The sequence below is a fragment of the Streptomyces sp. NPDC057280 genome, assembly GCF_042668605.1.
In the GTDB taxonomy this organism is placed as follows: domain Bacteria; phylum Actinomycetota; class Actinomycetes; order Streptomycetales; family Streptomycetaceae; genus Streptomyces.
Genome location: NZ_JBHUYR010000011.1, coordinates 237,416 through 257,761 on the forward strand (window position 1 = coordinate 237,416; position 20,346 = coordinate 257,761).

At 68.1% G+C, this 20,346-nt stretch carries 23 protein-coding genes, 3 pseudogenes and 1 riboswitch; of the genes and pseudogenes, 17 read left to right on the top strand and 9 right to left on the bottom strand.

Annotated elements, in window-relative coordinates; genetic code table 11:
• Positions 1-644 precede the first annotated feature (644 nt).
• Positions 645-2,075 (top strand): non-reducing end alpha-L-arabinofuranosidase family hydrolase, encoded by a 1,431-nt coding sequence (locus ACFUO4_RS39830; RefSeq protein ID WP_383494509.1) that lies wholly within the window; start codon positions 645-647, stop codon positions 2,073-2,075.
• A gap of 1,199 nt (positions 2,076-3,274) precedes the next feature.
• Positions 3,275-4,165: a magnesium and cobalt transport protein CorA gene (locus tag ACFUO4_RS39835; RefSeq protein WP_383494512.1), complete on the top strand. Its 891-nt coding sequence runs from the start codon at positions 3,275-3,277 to the stop codon at positions 4,163-4,165.
• Between the two features lie 1,088 nt (positions 4,166-5,253).
• On the opposite strand, the gene ACFUO4_RS39840 is transcribed toward ACFUO4_RS39835, so the two are convergent.
• Positions 5,254-6,132, bottom strand: a complete 879-nt coding sequence (locus tag ACFUO4_RS39840) for an MBL fold metallo-hydrolase (RefSeq protein WP_079305862.1) — start codon at positions 6,130-6,132, stop codon at positions 5,254-5,256.
• Positions 6,133-6,143: 11 nt separating this feature from the next.
• A riboswitch (guanidine-III (ykkC-III) riboswitch) is annotated at positions 6,144-6,211 on the bottom strand.
• Positions 6,212-6,351: 140 nt separating this feature from the next.
• On the bottom strand, positions 6,352-6,813 hold the full coding sequence (locus tag ACFUO4_RS39845) for an amidohydrolase family protein (protein WP_383494572.1): 462 nt from the start codon (positions 6,811-6,813) through the stop codon (positions 6,352-6,354).
• Between the two features lie 337 nt (positions 6,814-7,150).
• Here ACFUO4_RS39845 and ACFUO4_RS39850 point away from each other — a divergent pair, with 337 nt between their 5' ends.
• The 3 genes from ACFUO4_RS39850 (at position 7,151) to ACFUO4_RS39860 (ending at position 8,478) form a co-directional block, all read left to right on the top strand.
• Complete coding sequence (locus ACFUO4_RS39850; protein ID WP_383494516.1) at positions 7,151-7,594, top strand: cytidine deaminase; 444 nt, start codon at positions 7,151-7,153, stop codon at positions 7,592-7,594.
• A gap of 162 nt (positions 7,595-7,756) precedes the next feature.
• Positions 7,757-7,900, top strand: coding sequence for an RHS repeat-associated core domain-containing protein (locus ACFUO4_RS39855; protein WP_383494519.1), 144 nt, complete (start codon positions 7,757-7,759; stop codon positions 7,898-7,900).
• Positions 7,901-8,100: 200 nt separating this feature from the next.
• On the top strand, positions 8,101-8,478 hold the full coding sequence (locus ACFUO4_RS39860; protein WP_079305858.1) for a hypothetical protein: 378 nt from the start codon (positions 8,101-8,103) through the stop codon (positions 8,476-8,478).
• Between the two features lie 15 nt (positions 8,479-8,493).
• On the opposite strand, the pseudogene ACFUO4_RS39865 reads toward ACFUO4_RS39860, so the two are convergent.
• The 3 genes and pseudogenes from ACFUO4_RS39865 to ACFUO4_RS39875 form a co-directional block, all read right to left on the bottom strand.
• Positions 8,494-8,709 (bottom strand): annotated as a pseudogene (locus tag ACFUO4_RS39865) (hypothetical protein); the annotation flags it as partial.
• A gap of 15 nt (positions 8,710-8,724) precedes the next feature.
• Entirely contained in the window at positions 8,725-9,063 is a 339-nt protein-coding gene (locus ACFUO4_RS39870) for a hypothetical protein (RefSeq protein ID WP_383494522.1), read from the bottom strand.
• 122 nt (positions 9,064-9,185) lie between these two features.
• Positions 9,186-9,896, bottom strand: a complete 711-nt coding sequence (locus ACFUO4_RS39875) for a hypothetical protein (protein ID WP_383494525.1) — start codon at positions 9,894-9,896, stop codon at positions 9,186-9,188.
• A gap of 529 nt (positions 9,897-10,425) precedes the next feature.
• Between ACFUO4_RS39875 and ACFUO4_RS39880 the strand changes: the two genes are divergently transcribed.
• Together ACFUO4_RS39880 and ACFUO4_RS39885 are read left to right on the top strand one after the other, a co-directional pair.
• The gene (locus ACFUO4_RS39880; protein ID WP_383494527.1) at positions 10,426-10,764 is read left to right on the top strand and encodes a DUF6233 domain-containing protein; all 339 of its coding nucleotides are present in this window, start codon (positions 10,426-10,428) and stop codon (positions 10,762-10,764) included.
• Positions 10,765-10,936: 172 nt separating this feature from the next.
• Positions 10,937-11,563: a GNAT family N-acetyltransferase gene (locus ACFUO4_RS39885; RefSeq protein ID WP_383494530.1), complete on the top strand. Its 627-nt coding sequence runs from the start codon at positions 10,937-10,939 to the stop codon at positions 11,561-11,563.
• Between the two features lie 27 nt (positions 11,564-11,590).
• Here ACFUO4_RS39885 and ACFUO4_RS39890 read toward each other — a convergent pair.
• The 3 genes and pseudogenes from ACFUO4_RS39890 to ACFUO4_RS39900 form a co-directional block, all read right to left on the bottom strand.
• Positions 11,591-11,739: pseudogene (locus tag ACFUO4_RS39890) on the bottom strand (IS630 family transposase); the annotation flags it as partial.
• The gene (locus tag ACFUO4_RS39895) at positions 11,740-12,102 is read right to left on the bottom strand and encodes a hypothetical protein (RefSeq protein ID WP_383494533.1); all 363 of its coding nucleotides are present in this window, start codon (positions 12,100-12,102) and stop codon (positions 11,740-11,742) included.
• A 1,251-nt stretch (positions 12,103-13,353) separates the two neighbouring features.
• Positions 13,354-13,851, bottom strand: coding sequence for a cupin domain-containing protein (locus ACFUO4_RS39900; protein WP_383494536.1), 498 nt, complete (start codon positions 13,849-13,851; stop codon positions 13,354-13,356).
• Positions 13,852-13,907: 56 nt separating this feature from the next.
• On the opposite strand from ACFUO4_RS39900, the gene ACFUO4_RS39905 reads away from it, so the two are divergent.
• From ACFUO4_RS39905 to ACFUO4_RS39950, 10 genes and pseudogenes are all read left to right on the top strand, one after another.
• A complete protein-coding gene (locus tag ACFUO4_RS39905) occupies positions 13,908-14,615 on the top strand; it encodes a TetR/AcrR family transcriptional regulator (RefSeq protein WP_383494539.1) in 708 nt (235 codons plus the stop codon).
• Between the two features lie 156 nt (positions 14,616-14,771).
• A complete protein-coding gene (locus ACFUO4_RS39910; protein WP_383494542.1) occupies positions 14,772-15,164 on the top strand; it encodes an ATP-binding protein in 393 nt (130 codons plus the stop codon).
• Positions 15,165-15,929: 765 nt separating this feature from the next.
• A complete protein-coding gene (locus ACFUO4_RS39915) occupies positions 15,930-16,298 on the top strand; it encodes an STAS domain-containing protein (protein ID WP_079305848.1) in 369 nt (122 codons plus the stop codon).
• A gap of 71 nt (positions 16,299-16,369) precedes the next feature.
• Positions 16,370-16,477, top strand: a pseudogene (locus tag ACFUO4_RS39920) (RHS repeat domain-containing protein); the annotation flags it as partial.
• Between the two features lie 50 nt (positions 16,478-16,527).
• Positions 16,528-16,929 (top strand): hypothetical protein, encoded by a 402-nt coding sequence (locus ACFUO4_RS39925; RefSeq protein ID WP_383494575.1) that lies wholly within the window; start codon positions 16,528-16,530, stop codon positions 16,927-16,929.
• Between the two features lie 229 nt (positions 16,930-17,158).
• Positions 17,159-17,758 (top strand): sulfite oxidase-like oxidoreductase, encoded by a 600-nt coding sequence (locus ACFUO4_RS39930; protein ID WP_383494546.1) that lies wholly within the window; start codon positions 17,159-17,161, stop codon positions 17,756-17,758.
• A gap of 8 nt (positions 17,759-17,766) precedes the next feature.
• Positions 17,767-18,480: a ferredoxin reductase gene (locus ACFUO4_RS39935; RefSeq protein ID WP_079305929.1), complete on the top strand. Its 714-nt coding sequence runs from the start codon at positions 17,767-17,769 to the stop codon at positions 18,478-18,480.
• A 12-nt stretch (positions 18,481-18,492) separates the two neighbouring features.
• A complete protein-coding gene (locus ACFUO4_RS39940) occupies positions 18,493-18,765 on the top strand; it encodes a DUF6510 family protein (protein WP_079305845.1) in 273 nt (90 codons plus the stop codon).
• Positions 18,766-18,930: 165 nt separating this feature from the next.
• Positions 18,931-19,191, top strand: coding sequence for a hypothetical protein (locus ACFUO4_RS39945; RefSeq protein ID WP_383494550.1), 261 nt, complete (start codon positions 18,931-18,933; stop codon positions 19,189-19,191).
• Positions 19,192-19,473: 282 nt separating this feature from the next.
• On the top strand, positions 19,474-19,968 hold the full coding sequence (locus ACFUO4_RS39950; protein ID WP_383494552.1) for an SMI1/KNR4 family protein: 495 nt from the start codon (positions 19,474-19,476) through the stop codon (positions 19,966-19,968).
• Between the two features lie 90 nt (positions 19,969-20,058).
• Here ACFUO4_RS39950 and ACFUO4_RS39955 read toward each other — a convergent pair whose 3' ends face one another.
• Positions 20,059-20,187, bottom strand: a complete 129-nt coding sequence (locus ACFUO4_RS39955; protein WP_383494555.1) for a hypothetical protein — start codon at positions 20,185-20,187, stop codon at positions 20,059-20,061.
• Positions 20,188-20,346 lie beyond the last annotated feature (159 nt).

A 20,346-nucleotide genomic window follows, 5' to 3' on the forward strand; every position in this document is an offset into this window, starting at 1 on the left:
GAGGGGCGGTACGGCACCGAACGGGCCGTACCGCCCTGTACTTGATGCGGTGAAGAACCCCGACAGCCGCTAACCCAGAAGATACGTCGGCCGGATACCCGCCCCAGCGGCCTCCGTATCGGCCCGGTCCTGTTCGGCCAGGCGGAGCAGGACCCGCTCAGCGATCCCCAGCTCCTCCCGCTCGGCCTCGACCTCCTGAGGCCGCTTGGCCAACTCCTCGGCGAGCGCGTCCAGTTCGCTACGGCCTTGATCCGCTCCAGATCGGACAATCCCACGCCCTCCCTACGATCCCCGGCGTATCGACACGGTGACGGATCGTAGGCGGCCCGCTCACGCAGGCGCAGCAGAACCAGCGACCCATCCCGACCGACCGGTCAGACGATCTTCACCTTGGACACCCGCCGCCCAACACCCGGAACAAGCACCGCTGCTGGAGTACTGAGCCTTCTTCCGGCTCGCGATTTTTCCGGCTCGTGAATTCTGTGAGAAGTATTGACGCGGGTGACCGGATCTTTATTATCCACTTGCTCGATACTTCGACCCTTGTTCGACATAACGAACATACGCGGGGATCGCGCCGCACCACCCCACGCACAGCCTCCGAGGAACCGCCAGAGCCGCGCACTCAGAAACACGAGGTCCCCATGCACAGACTCAGCTTCAGCCGCAGACGCCCGTCCGCGGCCATCGCCGCCGCGACCGCGACCATGGTCTCGCTCGCCGCGCTGCTGGTCTCCGGCCCGGCCGCCCAGGCGGCCACCAGCGGCGCCCTGCGCGGGACCGGTTCCGGCCGGTGTCTCGACGTGGCGGGCGCCAGCCAGACCAATGGCACCACCACCCAGATCTATGACTGCTGGGGCGGGGCCAACCAGCAGTGGACGCTGACGGACAGCAACCAGCTCACCGTGTACGGCAACAAGTGCCTGGACGTCCCGGGCCACGCCACGACGTCCGGGACCCGGCCGGCGATCTGGGACTGCAACGGCGGTACGAACCAGCAGTGGCGGGTGAACACGGACGGTACGGTCGTCGCTGTCGAGTCCGGGCTGTGCCTGAGCGTCGTGGGTGCCGGTACCACCAACGCCACGGCGGTGGAGATCGCGACCTGCAACGGCGGCAGCAACCAGAAGTGGACCGGCCTGTCCGCCTCGGGCAGCACATGTTCCCTTCCGTCGACATACCGGTGGACCTCGACCGGGGCACTGGCCCAGCCGGCCAACGGGTGGGCCGCGCTCAAGGACTTCACCACAGTGACGTACCAGGGCAAGCACCTGGTCTACGGGACGTACTCCGACGGCAACTGGAAGTCGATGGGCTTCGGCGCCTTCACGAACTGGTCGGACATGGCCTCCGCGCCCCAGACCGCCATGAGCCAGACCGCGGTGGCGCCCACCCTGTTCTACTTCGCGCCCAAGAACATCTGGGTGATGGCCTCCCAGTGGAGCGGAGGCTGGCCCTTCAACTACCGCACGTCGACCGACCCCACCAACCCCAACAGCTGGTCCGCGCCGCAGGCGCTGTTCACCGGTACCCTCCCCAGCACCGAGAACTCCCCCACCGGCGCGCTCGACCAGACCCTGATCGCCGACGACCAGAACATGTACCTGTTCTTCGCCGGTGACAACGGCAAGATCTACAAGTCGACCATGCCGCTCGCGAACTTCCCGGGCAACTTCGGGTCGTCGTACACGACGGTCATCAGCGACACCGTGGACAAGGTGTTCGAGGCGCCAGAGGTCTACAAGGTCCAGGGCCAGAACCAGTACCTCATGATCGTCGAGGCGCGGGGTGCGAACGGGCGCTACTTCCGCTCGTACACCGCCTCCAGCCTGAACGGCCCGTGGACCGTACAGGCCGGCAGTGAGAGCGCCCCCTTCGCGGGCAAGGCCAACAGCGGCGCCACCTGGACCAACGACATCAGCCACGGTGACCTGGTCCGGAACAACCCCGACCAGACCAAGACCATCGACCCCTGCAACCTGCAGTTCCTCTACCAGGGCAGGGGCGCCACCCAGAGCGGCCTCGACTACTCGCTGTGGCCGTACCGCCCGGGTGTCCTCACCCTGCAGCGCTGAACCGCTCGGCAAGCACAACCCAGGGGACCCCAGCCGAACGTCGGCTGGGGTTCCTCCCCTTAGGCGGGCGGCGGGCCCCCGGGGGCATCCCGCCCCTCCGGCGATCTCCTTCAACCGCCGGGAGTTCGGCCCGTCGCCGTACCGGGAGCGCACTACGACAGCACGCCGAACGCCGCCGCCATCAGCGGCACCAACAGGGGCAAGCCCCTGGCTGGTTGCGGAAGGTCCTTCCCTCTGCGGCAGTGGAGTTAGGCATGCGGTGCACTGTCGCGGCGAGCGCGTCGCAGGCCAGGGGCGCGGCCAGGACCAGCCCGACAGCGTAGCCGGGCAGCGAAGACGGCCGTGCCCGGCTGCCCGCCGGGTTCACCGAGATGCCCGTGAGGATGCCGACCACGTTGGCCGACGCGAGCGCCGGACCATCGGGGCCGTGGAGGCCGTTCAGCGCGCTACCCCGCCCGCAGCTGCTCGACCTCCTGCACGAGGCCGTCGATGCAGGTACCAGTCCCGGGTTCTCGGCCCGGGAGCGGGCGGGAGGCCATGCGTATCACCCGAAGTGCCGTCGGCGGAGCAGAGACGCATGCCCGCCTGCCTTGTCGATCTGCCTGGGCTGCGGGAACGCCACAGTCACTGACTGGAGAGAGCTGAGCTCTCCGAGCCTGGACTCGGAGAGCTCAGCGCGGGGCTGCTGCCGAACCCCGCACGCGGCGGGTAGCCCCATGGGCGGCTGCGATACGACGCGATCAGGCCGCGTCGAGGTGTCGAGGCCGATCAGAGCGATGACGTGGCCGGCTCGTGCTGTGGACCAGACGCAGATGACGGCCCCGGGCGCGATGTGCCGCCCGTGGCCTGCCCGCCATCCAGTCCTCGACGCGGTCCATTGCGTACAGCAGCAGGCCCAGCCCAGGCAGCAGCAACACAGCGACGGCAATCACAGCGAAAGTCCCTTCGGCCGGCGACATCGAGCCGGGTTTCCACCGGGTTGCTGCCCAGCAGCCGACCCATGTGAAGGTCTGGTGACGGCCAGCGCGGATGACCCACGGCAGTCGGCCTTTGCACTCGCGGGAGGCATAGAAAGCGGCGGCGGAAGCATCCGACAGAGTATGGAGTGTGTGATCTACCAGGAGCCGACGGGCGAGTGCGAGCAGATCGACTGCCGACAGGCAGACAGGGGATGTGAGGCTGTCCTGAACCGTCTGGCTGTGCTGAAGCCACAGGAGTTCGCCTGGATCCGCGTGGACGGACCAGGCCAGGAGGAGCTGCAGCGGCTGGGCGCCTATCTGAAGCTGCATCCCCTGGCGATCGAGGACGCGGTCCAGGCCCATCAGCGGCCGAAGCAGGAGCGTTACGGTGACGTGCTGGCGGTCGCGGTGAAGACGCTGTGGTTCGTCGAGCAGAGCGCGGATGTGGAAACCGGCGAAGTGATGGTCTTTCTCGGCCCGTCGTTCGCTCTGACCGTACGGCACGGGGTGAACGATCCCACCGTGGAGGCACAGCGCCGGCTCGCGGAGCAACCGGACATGGCACAGTTCGGGCCGGTCAGCATCCTGCATGCGGTGAGTGATGTGATCGTCGACGCCTACGCCGAGGCCGCCGCCCAGGTGCGGACGGACCTGACCGAGCTGGAGCGGTGCGTGTTCTCCCCCGCCCGCGAGGACCTGACCGAGCAGATCTACTCGCTCAAGCGCGAGGTGGTGGAGTTCCGCGACGCCGTCCAGCCGCTCGTCCCCGTCATGCAGCCCTTCACCACGGCGCGCGATGACTGGCCGCGGCAGGTCGTGCCGTACTTCCGTGACGTCGCCGACCATCTCACCCGCACCGACACCGAAGTCCGCGCCTTGGACGACCTGCTCGCCTCCGTCCTCGACGCCCACCTGGCGAAGGTGGGCACATGGCAGAACGACGACATGCGCCGCATCAGCGCCTGGGCGGCCATCTTCGCCATCCCCACCATGATCGCCGGGATCTACGGCATGAACTTCGCCCACATGCCCGAACTGGACTGGCGCTACGGCTACCCGTGCGCGCTCGCCGTGATGGCCCTCGGCGCGGGACTGCTGTACCGGGCCTTCCGCCGCAACGGCTGGCTGTAACCCTCAGTACCTGTCCTACCGTTCCAGCGCGGCTCCATGCCGGTCATTCGTAGGATCGGCGGGCAGCCGCGAGCTCTACGCTCGCGTGGCGCCCGGGGACACGGAGCGGGTGTGTGACGGCCGTCGCCGTACAGCGAGCGCGGCTGCGCCGCTTTACCCCGTTGTCGACGAGGTAGCGGATGCCGTCGACGATCTCTCTGCGGGGCCACTTCTCCGCGGGACGCGCGGATCGCCGATCAGTTACAACTGGCGTGTCATTTTCTCCGTGTGAAGTAATACGAGAAAATAACGGCCAGCGCTATAACGAAAGCTCCGATGACCAACTCCGCCGATGCATCGAGTGACGGAACGATTATTCCTGATTCGGTCATCTCCGCACGGACCAGATTTCTCAACTGCCGTGCCCTTTCTTCCGCTGAAGTCGGAGCACCTCATGTGCACCTCCGCGTCGGGGACCCTTGCGGCTCCTCGACTCGTTCATGTGGCTTGGTTACAGGGCAGCTTCGGTTCCGGCAGCCGCTGCCAGTCGCAGTCCAATGACAGCGCCGTGCACTTGCCCACATCGTCGACCTGGCCCAGCGCGTCGCCGATGGCGTCGGCGAGGTAGTAGTAGGTCCTCCCCCAGTCGTCATGGAATGCAGCGTGCCCGCCGGTTCGCGGAAGAATCCGGTGTTGACACCGTTGGCGGTCGTGGAAGCCAGGCCGAGGGCGGCGTGGCGGTACTTCTGCCAACCGAGCTTGGTGCGTTCGGAGTTGTCGGTGCCCGCGTGGACCAGCTCGTAGGCTGTGGCACCGACGGTGACGCCGGAGAGCTGGCCGTACTCCGTCCAGGTCTCGTTCGTGCGCGCGGAAGCCGCGACGCTCCCGTCGGTCTCCTCGTTGCCGAGTTTGTCGTATGTCCACGGCGTGGGGCAGCCGGTCTGGGCGATCAGTTGGCCGTCGTCGTTGTAGGTGAAGACCGCGCTGCCCGGGCAGGTGGAGGCGGTGCCGTCCTGGGAGGTGAGGCGAGATCGGCCTTGTCGAAGCAGAAAGCAGCCAGGCTTGTCCAAGGGCGAGAACGCCGGGCGGGCGGTGCTCCTGAGTGTGGCTCAGTCATCTGGGCAGATGATGAAGAGCGGGTAGGCGAGCCGCCGGGGTTGGTCGCCGATCTCGTTGAGTGCGGCGCGGATTTCGCGCAGGTGGCCGGTGGTCATCTGCAGCGGGGGTTCGTGGGGCTGATAGGTGGTGCGGACTGGGTAGTCCACGCCCGCTTCGGTGGTCATTTCGATGTGGCAGCCCAGGACGTGGGTGACGGGTCTGCGCTCGGAGAATTCGATCAGGCGGTCGATGGTCCGGGTGAAGGCGGACCAGTCCTGGACGTAGAGCCGGCCGGGGTAGACGGTGTCGCCGGTGAGCAGGATCCCGGTCCACGGGTCGTAGTACGTGACCGCTGCCTCGTGGTGTCCGGGAGTCGCCAGGCACTCCAGCGTGCGGCCTCCCAGATCGATCCGGGCCACGGCGGTGGGGTCCTCGTCGAATCCGAAGTACTTCCAGGCCGTGGCGAGGTCCGCGTCGACCACAGTGGTGTCGGGGCGACCGGCGAACTGGCTGTCGCCCGCGATGTGGTCGCCGTGGGCGTGAGTGTGCAGCACCAGTAGGTGGTAGACCTGTCGGGGGTGGCGATCGAGCCAGCCCTCGATGAGTTCGTCAACCACTTGGCGCAGCGGGAAGAACTCGCTGGAGGCGGTGGCGCCGGTGTCGATCAGCACAGCCCGCGCGTTGCCGAACAGCAGGAAAAGGAACGGCGCTTCGTAGTCGATCGCCATGTTCTGCCGCAGGATGACCGTGTGCTCGTCGTACGCGTAGACCTGGATGTCCGGATCGGTGTTGTGCTTGGACGACGGTGAGCCGTGAATCCAGCGGACGTTCAACTCGCGAGGCCGCAGGACCGGGTTGTCGAAGTCAATGACGGATGTGCCTGCTGCCATGACGCCTCCTGAGTGCGTCGTCTTAGCAGGCCGGGTACGGCGCACGTCTCGTCCGGGGCTGGCACCAGTGCGCCTCCGCCGCGAAGCTACCACGAGATCGATCGACGACCGCGCCGCCCAGCACCCATAAGAGGAGCAGGCGGTGAGCACGGGGTGTTGGAGACCGATCCGACGACGCCGATGAGCCATGGGAAGCGACGAGCACGGCACCCTGCCGCCTCACTGCGTGCGGTGCACCACGTGCCCGCCGGGCACCGTCAGCAGCACCGGCGCCTGAGCCAGCTCGTCCGCCGGGCCCTGGACCGGGTCCAGGGCCCGGGCCGTGAAGTCTGCGCGGCAGCCGGCGGCGATACGGCCCGTCACCTCGGCCTCCCCAGCCGCCCGTGCCGCGCGCGTCGTGACGCCTTCGAGGGCTTCGAGGGCTTCGAGGCCGGTCGGCCCCGCCCGGACCGAGGCCCCGCCTCTTGGTGCGCGCGCCGTGGCCGGGACCGTCGGGCGTCGTAGTAGGCGATGAGCCAGTCCGAGCCCAGGCCGACCGTTGCGCCCGCGTCGCGCAGGTCCCGCAGGCGCCAGGCGTGCCCGGCGCAGCCCAGTGGCCGCCCAAGCGCCGTCGCTTCGTCCAGCCGAGTGGGCCGGGAACAGAGCATGGCCGGGTCGGGATGTGATGGCACCTGACCAGATGGTTCGGGGCCTGGCTGACCTCCGTAAAAGCTTTGAGCACCAGCCAGGCTATGACCGGACCGCTCAAAGCGCCCACAGAAGCATCCCTGAGGAGTGACCAGCGCGGACAGCGGCACTATGACCACGCGGATGCGGCGCGCACTACACGCACGAGCGGTGCGCTGGCGTCGGGACGTGGGGCACCACGGTGGCGCCTCCGTCTTGGGGCAGGCAGCACAGGTTCCACAAATCCACGTGTCAGGGACGGGACAGCGGGTCTCCTGTGCTGCAGTAGTGCCAATCCTCGATCGCCTTCCCAGCCCGTGCCGCATTCCCGACTCGTGCCAAAATCCGGTGCATGAAACTCGACCAGGCGCTTGTAGACGCGGCCGTGGAACTTATGGAGCGACGCTGGCCTGCGGGCGAACCTGGCGGGGCAGCCGCTGTGCGGCTCGCTGACGGTGGCATCCTGACCAGCGTTGGCCTCGACAACATGAACGGCGCGGTTGCCCTCTGCCAGGAGACCGGAGCGTTCATCCAGGCCTACACCCAAGACCGAACTGTCACCGCGTCCGTCTGCGTCTGCCGTGACGTGGAGCGCGACAGGATTCTGATCTTGCCGCCCTGTGGCGTCTGCCAGGAACGGCTCGCGCTCTGGGGGCCGTCCGTCGAAGTCGCCGTCCCGCAGGAAGGCAACCCGACCCGTTGGACGGCGCGCACCCTCTCGGAAGTGAACCCCTACTACTGGGGCCTGCAGTTCACCGAAGGGCAGTGGCCATCCCAAGCACAGCACTCCGAGTGACCTCGCCCATAGCGGTACAGCAGCGAAGTACAGCCAACACAGCAACTGGTCATGACCTACAGCCGCCTTCGGGCAACCGAACGAGGGCTCGTACGACCGCCCGCTGATCCAAACGAAATCGGCTCGCCGAACCACCCTCCCATTGATGACGCTGCCAGCGGCGTGCGTCCCCAACTCGGCCGCTTCACCCAGTCCGACCCCTTCGGCCAGGAACCCAATCCCTACCTCTACGCCGACGGGGACCCAGTAAACAGCAGCGACCCAACTGGTCTGCTCTCCATCGAACGCGGGTTCACCAGCCAGTGACCAGGCCGCCGTAAACCGCTGCCGTGGGTAGCTGTGCCCACAGGTGGTGGGCAGACCTTGCCCTTGTTCGCTGCCCACCGAAACCGGAGCCTGGAAGACGGCCCCCATCAGCGCATCCGTTGGACGGCTCATCGGCATCCCGTGCCTGCGCGCTGCGCGCGCAGCCGTTCCCGACGCGTGCCGACAAGCAAGGAGAAGCCATGCGTCATCGTCTCGCCATCTGCACCGTCGCGGCGATCCTGCCGACGACGGCCGCCCTCTCCCTGACGGCAGCGACCCAGGCACAGGCCGACCCCGCGAAGGCCACCGTGACGGTCACCGGTTCGGTCGAGGACTGCCCCACCGGGTCCCCGGCCGTGAAAGTGACCATCACCACGAGCAAGGAGAGCCGCACCGACAAGACCGATGTCGACGACACCGGCGAGTACTCGGTGAAGTTCACCAAGATCTCCAAAGCGGGCCTGGCCGCCACAGCAACAGTGACCTGCGAGGACGGCAACACCTACAAGGACAAGTTCAAGATCAAGCGGCCCACCGGCACATCCCTCATCCAGGAGACCGACATCGAGGCCCCCTGAGGGCTTTCGTTTGGATCAGCGGGCTGACCGCAGGAACATGCCCGCGATGTGGAGTCCGGCCAGGTAGATCGTGGCTGTCTTCTCGTAGCGGAGTGGCGATGCCGCGCCACTGCTTGAGGCGGTTGACCCCGCTGATCCGTCCGGCCTGGTGCGAGGGCGTCCGCGCTGCCGAGGAACACGCAGGCGGGCCATGACGTCGGTGAAGGCCGGGGCATCGCCTGCCTGTCCGGCGTCAGTGAAGGTCGATCAGGCTTTCCAGCCGGCGTCGAGGCACGACTGCGCGAACGTGTGAGCTGCCAACTGCCAGGCGCTCGCGCCCCCGTCAGAGCCGCGAGCGAGGATGGTGGCGCCCTCAGCGATGCCGTTGGTCTTGCTGGACTGCGCCCACTTGTTGACGTTATTGGCGAGGTCGACGCGGGCGTCGGTGGTCTGAGCGGCCTGGTAGCCAGTCGCGAAGTCGTCGCAGGCGAGCGATGCCGCGTCGTCGAGTTTGGTCGGGTCGGCTCGCTCGTCGTCGCTTCTGCTGCCGCAGGCGGTGAGAGCGAGAGCGGCGAAGGTTAGGGCTGCAGGGCGTCTGAAGCGCATGTTCCCCCCTGGAACGGATGGTGAGGGGGCATCATGCCTGACCCGAGATGATCGTTTCCGGGCATGCCAGATCTGCGGCCTATGGAGGGGCATGATCGCGCTGATTACAACTACAAGCGTCGTCAGAGGTTCAGCTGCTGCCTTCTGCGGCGCCGGTTGCGGATGACGATGCCGTACTCGCGCACCACGATCTGGCGCCGGCCGCGACAGTGGTAGGCACGGTCAGAGTGCCGAGCTTGATACCAGCCGCTGTTCCCGTGCTTGCGATCAGGCAGAAGACTCCGGTCGACCACAGATCGCTGGATCGCTCGGTTGGCCACGGTCAGTCGATGCTGTCGTTGATCCTTCCGCCGTCGGGGTAGCCCAACGGGTCTTTGTCCTTCGTCGGCATTTTGTCGATCGTGTTCGACAGGATCGGCGCCAGATAGGTCATCCCGATTCAGCCCCTCACACCCGGCAAGCGTGCCCCCCTCGTCAACCGGGTCCGCGTCGAAATCGTGCGCGGCAATCAGCCGCTTGCAGTCGGCGACCTTGTCGTCATACGACCCGGCGTTGGACCAGACGACGCCCCCAGCGACGGCGATCGCGAGGACGACTACAGATACGACGACGATGACGGTACGGCGGAACCAGCAGTAGTGCCGACCCGCGTCCTCGTGAGGCCTGGCACCGACCATGCGCAGCACGTACCGGGCGCCACTGATCTCCAGCCGTCCCTCAGGTCGACCGAACTCACCGACCTCCACGGCTACTTCACCACCGTCGGCCGGGCCGCCCTCAACCCCCAGTCGCATCTCCACGCGGTGATCAACGTCAGGTGCAGACGCGGTCACGCGAAAGCTCCGCCACGACGGGGACTTGTGGCGGGTCAGTGGCCCAGCAGCCGGGCGACGACGGACGCGAGTGCAAGGAGCCGGCACGACAAGAACGATCCCGGTGTCGACGTACCGGCCGTCCGGATCCGGCACCCTTCCGGGAAGGCGATTGAGGGGATTCGCCTTCCGGAACAAGGCTGCCGTATTCCTTGTCGCGGTGCTCTTGCCGGTACTCCTCGGCCTCACAGCGGGCCCGGGCGGCGAGGCGGCATGACATCTGCGGCAGCGGTCCACGTACGGCATCGGGGCCTCCCCTGAAGCGTGGTCGGCCCGTGTGGCTGGGCTGTGGCCGAGGTGTGGTTTCGCAGGTGGGCACGATGCAGTTCCGAATCCGGGGATCTTGTCCGGCCAGGTCAGGGCGGCAGGTCGTCTCGCTGGACGCCCGCGGCGACCCGAGACCCCGGACACAGACCCGCTTGCTGACGCTCACCGTGCCCTCCCGCACCCCTGACGTGCGCGAGTAACGCCAGCCCATAGAATCGAACGCGTGAACGATAACGGCCTGTCGAGACTCGCTCTCCTGCGCTTTCTCGAGCGCGTGCAGCTGCGCGACTTGGAGCGCACCCGCCGGTGGATCACCGAGGAGGAACGACGGGAGGCCGAACGGCAGCGCGGCATCCAGGCCCGACCGCCCGAGCCTGAGTGGCTGATAGAGGAAGGCCTGAACCGGAACGCGCGGCCGGTGTACGTGCACGTCGGTGGCTGCCACATGAAGGGCAAGCGTTCGAAGGCAGCAAAGCGGGAGCAGGCGCTCCGGGCACTCGCGGATCGGGTGGAACCGTGTCCGCACTGCAATCCGGACGCGGCGCTCGGATTCATCGACTGACCTGCCAGGGTGCCGGTCCGGACAGCCGGGAGCTGCATCCATCTCCCGACCGCGTCACGGGATCGTGCGCCCGCCCGAAGAGGAGCAGGAGACGGCCGACGCGTCGGGTTACTGAACCTGAACTCGGGTTGTCGGCCTGGCTGTGGTCAGGTGAGCACCTGAAGCAGATCCGGTGGCCGTGCCGCTTATTGGGTTGAGCATGAAGATCATCCCATGCTACTTCTGGCGGATTCGTGAAGCTGATCACCAAGCGCTGGAAAGGCTGGCCGACATGGTGCTCGGAGACCTGGTGAAGCTGCGGCCGATGGAACCGTCGGATGCCGAGGCGCTGTGGCGCTGGAACCACGACCCCGACGTGATGCGCTGGATGGACGATGGCTACGCCCAACCGCTGGCCCAGGTCAGGAAGCGGATGGAGGAGCGGCCGCGCAACGCGTACGGCGACGTGCTGCTCGGCATCGAGATACTCACTGACGCACAGCTCATCGGCCTGGTCCGATTGCGTGACGCGGAGCCGGAGACCGGATGCGCCGAACTCGACATCTATCTCGGCGAGAAGGAGTACTGGGGGCACGGCTATGCCACCGACGCCATGCGCACGATCTGCCGCTACGGCTTCGAGAAGATGCGCCTACACAAGATCACGCTGACCGTCGTCACCGAGAACCACGCCGCTCACCACGTCTACCAGAAGGTCGGTTTCGTCAACGAGGGCAGGTTGCGCCAGGTCTTCCGACGCGACGGCCAGTGGTACGACATGTTCACGATGGGCCTGCTGGAAGGCGAACTCCGCTGCTGAACTTGCCTGTGCGGTGTCGCCCCGCAGTCAGGTGCCCATGGCCAGGCCGGTTCCGACGAGGTGGCCGTCGATGAGATGAGGCCCGTACTGGATCTTCCTCATCCGTGACGGATGGTCTGGAGGAGGTGTTCGGGTGTGGTGAAGGCGGTATTGGACAGCCAGCCGCGCCGCAGCAGCTAGTCGGCCTTGCGGGCGGCCGGAACGGAGATCGGCGCGCTGTGCAGCACGGGCGATGTCGTCGGCGCACGCGCCGAAGGCGCCTCAACGACGCGCATCGTGTCGAGGACTTGCAGCCGGACCGGAGTCGGGCGCTCACCGAGCTGGATCAGGTCACGTTCTTGGCTTCGACGGTGGGCTGCGTGGGCGCGGTCGTAGCCGACCTCGGCACGCTCGATGTCTTTCGAGGCGGGCTTCGAGGCGGGCGAGGAAGCCGCGGAGCCCGAGGCCGAAGGCGCCGACGCCAACGGGCGGCTGGCGCCTTCGCGAAGGCCATTCCAGTGGAGGGCAATGGTGCGGAGGTCCTGGGCGATGGTGTTCATCGTGGCGCTCCCGGTGCTGGTGGGACGGTGCGGTGCTGCCACCGGATGAGGCGTGCCTGCTGTCGTGGTGGACTGGGCGCGCCCCCTCGTTGTACTCGCTGGTGCGGGGTACTTGGTCTGGGTGAATCTCACGAAGAGCCTGCGAACTGTCCCGGTCGCCTTGGTGATCTACGTGTTTGTCGTGTTGGTCTTGCGCTTCTCCGGGAGTGGCATCACCTGGTGGAGGGCGCTAGCGATGGGCCTTGTCGTGACCCCGTTGGCGCTTTGGATGGCGTGGCTGCGCCGACGCTTTACGGAGCGAGCGATTGAGTTCGGTCGGCGCAGGGCCCGGCCGTGGCCGGAGGAGCGCCGCCGCTGAGGGCAGCGATCCCGGCGTACGTCTCTTCGGCGGTGTGGCCGTCGCCATGGGCGCGCGGGTCGGGCGGCAACCTGGACGTCCCCGGCGAGGACCCCTGCAGACCGCCCAGCGGGAGACGCTCCAGGAGACCTGACCCGAACTCGCCCTCAACGCACCGAACCTGCTCCTGACGCACTTCCTGCACGCCGGGCCCCGGCTGCCGCTGAACAAGGCGGAGGACAGCTGACCGCCGAGCAGCACGGCCGGATCCGCCTCGATCCCGCGGAATACGACATGTGGGCCGTCCACGACCTCGCGACCTGGCAGGGACTGACGGCACCACACGCCTTCGCCCGCCTCGACACCATCGAACGAGCCTGGCCGACGAAGACCCTGCCTACCTGATCACGCACACCTGCCCCCTCAACATCCGCCCACCAGCAGGCAACTGCGCCCGCCGAGAACACCAACACCCGGGCCCGGCAGATCAACCACCAGCACCAACTGACCGTACCTAGACCCCACCCGTCCCCGAACGGCTCGGCTGGATGCCCCAGGGAAGGGGTCGGACCGGGAGCAGAAGTCCTCGGCGACATCACCGGCCGCCGCATCCTGGACATCGGCTCCAGTGCCGGTCAGCACGGCGGACGAGGTGAAGAGCGGCACCGCTCCAGCCTGCCCCGCGGCAGGTCTGTCCGCGAGCGGCCGACACGGACGTCGCACCCCCGCACGGCCGCGCTCATGTCCGGTCGGCCTGCCGGGCGGCCGATACCGGCCTCGACCGGCAGGAGCCGGGTGCCGGCGATCGCCCAGCTGGTGGGGGCCGACGGGGACACCGTCCGGGTCGTAATCCACCGCTTCCATCGGGGGGACGCCCCGTGCACGCCTCAGCCCGACCGGGTGCGCCGATGCGGCTATATGCCCGGATGCGTGTTCGGTGGCGGGCCGAGGATCTCGATGTGGTGACGTGCGGCGGCGTGTCCGAGGGCCGCCGGGTCGAACGGCCCCGGGTCGGGAAGCCGACGCTCGCCGGCCGGAACACCGACCTCCTCAGCGAAATCCTCGAAGCCGGACGGTGTGGTGATCTGCAGGCAGCGCAGCGGCTCCTCGGAGCCGACGACGAACGTGTGGGGCAGGCCGACCGGCAGCAACACGAAGTCTCCTTGGCGAGCGGTGAGTTGCTGCCCGTCGCACAGGAAGCGGGCCGTGCCCGACAGGACGTAGAACATTTCGTCCTCTTCCAGGTGCCGATGCAGGGGCGGGGCGAAGCCGGCCGGGTTGAGGAACTCGGCCACGGTAAGTCGGCTCCGGGTCTGCGCTCCGGTGGCCTTGACGGTGACGAGGTTGCCGAGGAACCACAGCGCCTCACCCTCGGCGCTTCCCAGGACGTAGGGACGGACGATGGGTGACATGGCGCCTCCCTTTAGAGAGACAGCATCTAGTGAATAAAACGGTAGTATGCCGGGTCATGGGCGTCAACAGCAGTTCGGGCGGCCGGGGACGGCGCCGCTACGATTCACCGCTGCGTGATCAGCAGGCCCGGCAGACCCGGCAGACGATCGTCACTGCAGCGACCCGGCTCTTCGTCGTCCACGGTTACGCGGCCACTTCCCTCGCCGACATCGCCACCGACGCCGCGGTGGCGCGGCCGACCGTCTTCGCCGCTTTCGGCTCCAAGGCCGCACTCCTACGTGAGGTGGTGGACCGGGCGCTGGCGGGCGACGACGAACCCGTACCGGTAGCCGAGCGCCCCTGGTTCCGGCCAGTGCGTGAAGGGCAGACTCCACAGGCGGTCCTGCACGCCTACGCCGAGGTCTGCCGCATCATCGGCGGCCGCGCCGCGGAGATCTTCGAGGTGGTACGTCGGGCCGCGGACGAGGGTCCCGAGACGGCCGACCTGTGGGAGACGATGCAGCGCAACCGGCGAGCCGGAGCTTCCATGGTGGTCGATCGCATCGAGGCACTCGACCCCGGGCCGCACGGCCGCGATCGCGATCGTGCCGTGGACGTCGTGTGGATGTTCAACGATCCTTCCCACTACCAGTCCCTGGTTCGGACACGTGGCTGGAGCGAGCGGGAGTACACCGTCTGGATCGCCGATCAGATGCACCACGCCCTCGGCCTCGACGCCCCCAGGCCCGCCGGCTGCGCAGTACGGAATGAAGACGACTCGTAGCGTCGTGACCGAGGGCACGAAAGGTGAACCGGTCGAGGTCGGCGCTTGCTCACTGAGACAAAAGCGGTCTGCCGCTGAGTGGGCTTCCACACGTTCATGGGCGGGTCGTCCGGGCACCCGCGAAGTGATGGTGTGCAAGTTCCGGAGGTAGCAGTCGTGTATCTGCCCGAGGAGGAGTCCGCCGCCTTGGCGGGCTCGACCCTCCAGCTCGCCGAGCAGGCGCGGAACGTAGCCCGCGGTTTCCTGATGGCACGTCTGCCGAGGGGCGGGCCACAGGCAGAGGCGGTACTGCTGGTGGTGTCCGAGCTGGTCACGAATGCCGTACAGCATGCCGGCGGAGTGACCAGGTTCGGGCTGAAGACGGGTGAGGGCACGGTGACAGTGGTGGTCGAGGACTCCAGCCGCCGCCCGCCGCGCCCACGGCCGTTCGACCGGACAAGCCCGGGCGGGTTCGGCTGGCCCCTGGTGCAGACTCTGGCACAGGACGTGCAGGTGAACATCAGGCCGGACGGCAAAACGGTGTCCGCGGTCCTGCCCCTACCGGAGTGACGGCACCGCCTGGCCAACGCCTGCGACCCCTCCCGGCCAGTGCACACGGGCGTGCTCGGCACCACTTCAACGTGGTCAGCGAGCGGCTCAGGGGCACCCCGCACCAGGCCGCCCCACTGCGGGGCTCTCGGCCGGCGTCAGCTCCCCCGCTCCGCCTCGACCGGGATCTACTCGGACCCCACCAGCAGCACGGCGGACACAGTGAAAGGCGCCACGGCTCCAGCCCGCCCGGCAGCCGGGTTCAGTCCGCGAGCAGCCGCCCCGGACGCCGATAGCCCCTGCCCTTCGAGGGGAAGACCAGAGGCCACCTGCCACGACAGGCGCCCACCGGAAACACGACCTACGCGATCCCGAGGTCCATGCTGGCGAGAGCTCAGGGACCGCTCGGCACCCCGATGCACACGCGTGTCACTCCAAACAACGCGCCGGGCCCCCTCCTCTCGTCGCAAGGGGGGCCGGGATCTCGTGGCCGTGAGCTGAGCTGCTTCGGCCTCCCCAGGCGTTCACGGCCCCTCCCTGGTGTGCACCCTCCGACTGTCCCCGATGAGCCGCTGTCATGTCCGGTCGGCCTGCCGGGCCCGCGGCGACCGCCTCAGCCACCCTTGCACGCTGACCCCCGCCCAGTCGGCCAGTGCGGCGAGGAGTTCTCGTACCGCCCACCTGCCGCGGGCGTCTCGGCCCGCATACTGCCCACCAGGCAAAATCCCCCTTGCCGCGCCCAAGGCGCCCTCGCACGGTGCTTGGTAGTGGCGGCATAATCGCTGTATGACCGGTGAGGGCGTGCCGCGCACGCCTGCGGGGCGCGCACCGGAGGACCGTGTCCCGCAGGTCGTGCAGTACGGGCTGGGTGAAGCCTGGGTGATCGCTGCCGGCGGAGAATTCGATCTCAGCACCTCCTGCGCCCTGGCAGAGGCCTTGGAAGTCGCCGCACAAAAACACCAGCGGGTCGTGCTGGACGCGGCGGGCGTGACGTTCGCCGATTCCATGTTCCTCACCCTGCTGCTGCGCATCCACAGCCAGACAGAACTGCGCCTGGCCGCCCCCTCCCGGCAAGTAGCACGCATCCTGGAACTGACCGGAGCCGACACGGTGCTGACCGTGCGAGCGACCGTTGCCGAAGCCGCCGCGGACTGAATCCGTCTCGCGTACCGGACGCGAGCCAGTGGCAGGCCGAGGACCACACCGGCCGCACGGCCATCTTCGACCTGAACACCGCGGGCAACCTGGCCAGGGTCACCGGCACCGACGGCAAAACCACCGTCTACGACTACGACGGCGGCGGCCGGGTGACACAGGTGACCACCCCAAAGGTCACGGCCACGGCTACGCGGCCCTGGACCGGGCCGAGCGCAACATCGCCCGGATCACTTTCCTCGACGAGGCGTCCCGGGAACTGTATGCGGACTGGACCTCCTGCGCCCGCGAGAACGTGGCCTACCTCCACCTGGACGCGGGACGACACCCCGAGGACCCGCAGATGGCGAGCCTGATCGGCGAACTGTCGATGAAGAGCGAGGACTTCCGTCGCTGGTGGGCCGAGCACCCGGTACAGGACAAGACCTCGGGAACCAAGCGATTCCACCATCCGGTCGTCGGCGATCTGGAACTGGCCTACGAGACCCTGCGCGCAGCGGACGACGCCGATCAGGCACTGATCACGTATGCCGCCGAGCCGGGCAGCCCATCGCACGACGGCCTGCGGATGCTACTGGCCTGGGCCACCGAGGCACCCTCGCCGATGCCGGACGACCACCACACGCGCTGACCTTCTGACGGTGGGACGGCCGCATAGCGGTATGCAGACCAGCCCCGGTCGGTGAGAACAAGGACACCGCCGAGCGCACCCTGCGTGCCGTCACACCACGCTCGAGGCGGTGCTGCTCCGAAGCTTGCGGCGGCCGTATGTCCGAACGGCGTGCAGGCGCGGGAGGGGCGGCTCATGATGGGGGAATCCGGCTGTTCCGCCCTTCCGAGTCGAGGAGACCGACCACCTCATGAGCTCCTTCTCACCCGGTTTCCGCGGGCGGGCCCGTTCGCTGGCGGACCGGCTGCCTCCCGGCCAGTACCCGACCGAGCAGTTCCCCGTGCTGTCCGCGGGGCCGACCCCGCGGGTCTCCACCGACACCTGGGCCTTCACCATCACCACCGAGACCGGGGAGACACACTCCTGGACCTGGGAGGAGATGATGGACCTGCCACAGCAGGACACCGTCACGGACATCCACTGTGTGACCCGCTGGTCCAAGTTCGACACCGCGTGGCGCGGAGTCCCCATCGACGCCTTTTTCGAGGACGTGGAGACGTCCGCCGACTTCGTCGTCGCCCACAGTTACGGCGGCTACACCACCAACCTCCCGCTGGAGGACCTCCTCGACGGCAAGGCCTGGGTCGCGCACACCTACGACGGCTACCCGCTCTCCCCGGAACACGGCGGCCCGGCACGGCTTCTCGTGCCGCACCTCTACTTCTGGAAGTCGGCGAAGTGGGTGCGCGGACTGCGGCTCACGCACGAGGACGACCCGGGCTTCTGGGAGACTGTCGGCTACCACAACTACGGCGATCCGTGGCGCGAGCAGCGCAACTGGGGAGACTGAGCATGGCGATGTCCCTCGCATGGCGCCGGGCCCGCCTCGGCGAGCGCCGCCCGCAGACCGCCACCGCGCGCACCCTGCTGTTCACCGTGCCCGGCTGGCCCGGTCATCTGCCCGGCCAGCACGTCGACGTGCGCCTCACCGCCGACGACGGCTACCAGGCCGTACGCAGTTACTCGCTGGCCGCGCCCGCCGACGGAGACCGGATCGAACTGGGCGTGCAGGCCGTGGCCGACGGTGAGGTCTCGCCCTACCTCGCCGACGACCTGCCGCCGGGCGCCGAGGTCGAGATCCGCGGCCCGCTCGGCAACTGGTTCGTCTGGCACCGCGAACAGACCGAGCCCACGCTGCTCGTCGCGGGCGGCTCGGGAGTCGTACCGCTCGCGGCGATGATCCGGGCCCACCGCGCGGCCCGCTCGACGAGCCCGTTCCACCTGCTGTACTCGGTCCGCACTCCGGCCGACATCTGGTACGGCGACGAGCTCACCGACCGCCGAGACCCCCACCTCGACGTCGACGTCCTCTACACACGGCAGGCCCCGCCCGGCAGCGCCCGGGCCCCGGGCCGCCTCACGTCGACCGACCTGGAGAAGGCGGCGGCCCGTCTGGAGCCGGCCAGCCCGGTGTACGTCTGCGGCCCCACCGGCTTCGTGGAGACGGCCGGCAACCTGCTCGTCGACCTGGGCCGCGACCCCGCCACCATCCGCACCGAACGCTTCGGCTGACCGGAGGTCCTGATGGCAGACGACACCGCCCACCTCGACGGCAACTGTCTCGCCGGCCCGCTCTCGGAGATCCTCTCCGTGGAGGCGACAACGGCCTGGTGGCGCTGCCCGGAGTGCTCGCAGTCGGGCCCACTGGCCCAACTCCACGTCTACGGCCCTGAACCGGGCCTGACGGCCCGGTGCCCGGGCTGCGCGTACATCGCCCTCCGGCTGGTCAGGGAAGGCGAATACGTCTGGCTCACACTGGGTGGCGGGGCAGGGGCGTTCCGCTTCCGCGCACCGTAGGGCCCCCGGGCCCTCCGCCACCGGTGTGGATTCCGACGCGGCACCACGGCACCGGGGTAGGACCGCGGTCGTACCCCGGTGCCGATCAACACCGCCATGGCCGCCGCTGGCAGGATGATCGCCGTGGGAGCTCGGCGTCAGGGCTTCCGGGTGAGAGGAGCTCGCATGGCCACCCTTCCGCAGGACGTGACCAGTGCGGCCGAATGGATCGCAGGCGCGCTGCAACACTCCGGCTACCAGGCGGACTTCTCCCCGCAGAGCCTCGCGGAGATCGACCGCTTCATCGACGACCACTGGTCCGACGGGCGCGCTCGCCCCGGCGGTCTGCTGGCCGACGCTCTGGGGCACAAGCTCTTCTCCCTCGGCGCGTACGTCGGCCGAGACCATTCGGCGCGAGCGGGGCGGGAGTTGGCGGGCCGACGATGACGACCCGCGAGGGGAGATCAACGTCGAACTGCATCTCGCCGAAGGCGGCATCATCTGGCCGGTCCAACGAGTGATCAAGCGGCTCAGGAACGGCTCCGAGGACGGAATTGCCCTCTACGGAGCCCTGGTCGGCCGCTAACGAGCCTTTTCCGAGTGGCCACCGGTTGGGTGACCGGGATGCCTCCCGCAACGCACAAGGCGGTCGTGTCGAGAGAGAGGAGTCCAATGGGGCGAGGATCTCTGGATCGGGCTTGGTCGGGCGTGGAGCAGTGGCTTGAGGTGATGGCACCCGCGAGCCGGGCCGCGCTGCGGCCGCCCGCTGATCCCGCGACGATCGGGAGGGCACAGGAGGAAACGGGGGCCGAGTTTCCCGACCAGCTGGTACGTCTCTTCGAACTGCATGACGGCGCCGACCACACCGAAGCGGGCGCCTTCCTCCCGGGCGAGGCACGGCTGCTCTCCGTCCAGGAGGCCACCGTGCTGACCCGAAGGCTGAGCGGTTCCATCGACAGCGACGAGGTTCTCGGGGTGTGGTGGCACCCGCAGTGGATTCCCTTCTCGGCCAACCACGACGGGGCCAGTTGCTGCTTCGTCGACGCTCGTCCCGGGCCCGGCTACGGGAAGGTGGGCTATTTCTTCATGGAGAGCGGCGGGGAGTGTGGGCGGTGGGACTCGCTCGCCTCTTTCACCGAGAACCTGGCCGACGCGGTCGAGAACGTCACGAAACTGCGCGGCTATGTGCCTTTCGTCAAGGACGACACGCTGTCCTGGGACTGAACGAACGTCCCCGGGGCCGAGTCGGGGTTGAGCACGGCAAGGGGGGTGCGCACCCGGCTGGTGCGCACTCCCCCTTGTCACGGGCTGCGGTTACGGCTTCATGGTGCAGTCGGTCTTGGGGCCCGCGGCCGAGCAGTCGTCGAATCCCGGGATGTCCACCCAGTAGGAGTCGGAGTCGAGCAGCCGGAAGTACGACGCGAAGCCGCTGAAGCGGTCCACTGACCGCAGGGCCGAGGTGATGCTCCTGCCCTTGGAATGCTTCCCGAAGCTCTGGCTGAGACTTAGAGGTCCTAACAAAGGCGTTGGACGTGGCGGTGTGTGATGAGGCAGGTGGCGATGCCGAGGAAGGCTTCGTGGATGTCGTCTCGTCTCTCCCAG

Excerpts from the sequence above, each read along its gene's own strand:
- ACFUO4_RS39830 (WP_383494509.1), top strand. The coding sequence starts at position 645 with ATGCACAGACTCAGCTTCAGCCGCAGACGCCCGTCCGCGGCCATCGCC.
- ACFUO4_RS39840 (WP_079305862.1), bottom strand. The coding sequence starts at position 6,132 with ATGGCAGCAGGCACATCCGTCATTGACTTCGACAACCCGGTCCTGCGG.
- ACFUO4_RS39850 (WP_383494516.1), top strand. The coding sequence starts at position 7,151 with ATGAAACTCGACCAGGCGCTTGTAGACGCGGCCGTGGAACTTATGGAG.
- ACFUO4_RS39860 (WP_079305858.1), top strand. The coding sequence starts at position 8,101 with ATGCGTCATCGTCTCGCCATCTGCACCGTCGCGGCGATCCTGCCGACG.
- ACFUO4_RS39870 (WP_383494522.1), bottom strand. The coding sequence starts at position 9,063 with ATGCGCTTCAGACGCCCTGCAGCCCTAACCTTCGCCGCTCTCGCTCTC.
- ACFUO4_RS39895 (WP_383494533.1), bottom strand. The coding sequence starts at position 12,102 with ATGAACACCATCGCCCAGGACCTCCGCACCATTGCCCTCCACTGGAAT.
- ACFUO4_RS39900 (WP_383494536.1), bottom strand. The coding sequence starts at position 13,851 with ATGTCACCCATCGTCCGTCCCTACGTCCTGGGAAGCGCCGAGGGTGAG.
- ACFUO4_RS39905 (WP_383494539.1), top strand. The coding sequence starts at position 13,908 with ATGGGCGTCAACAGCAGTTCGGGCGGCCGGGGACGGCGCCGCTACGAT.
- ACFUO4_RS39915 (WP_079305848.1), top strand. The coding sequence starts at position 15,930 with ATGACCGGTGAGGGCGTGCCGCGCACGCCTGCGGGGCGCGCACCGGAG.
- ACFUO4_RS39930 (WP_383494546.1), top strand. The coding sequence starts at position 17,159 with ATGAGCTCCTTCTCACCCGGTTTCCGCGGGCGGGCCCGTTCGCTGGCG.
- ACFUO4_RS39935 (WP_079305929.1), top strand. The coding sequence starts at position 17,767 with ATGTCCCTCGCATGGCGCCGGGCCCGCCTCGGCGAGCGCCGCCCGCAG.
- ACFUO4_RS39940 (WP_079305845.1), top strand. The coding sequence starts at position 18,493 with ATGGCAGACGACACCGCCCACCTCGACGGCAACTGTCTCGCCGGCCCG.
- ACFUO4_RS39945 (WP_383494550.1), top strand. The coding sequence starts at position 18,931 with ATGGCCACCCTTCCGCAGGACGTGACCAGTGCGGCCGAATGGATCGCA.
- ACFUO4_RS39950 (WP_383494552.1), top strand. The coding sequence starts at position 19,474 with ATGGCACCCGCGAGCCGGGCCGCGCTGCGGCCGCCCGCTGATCCCGCG.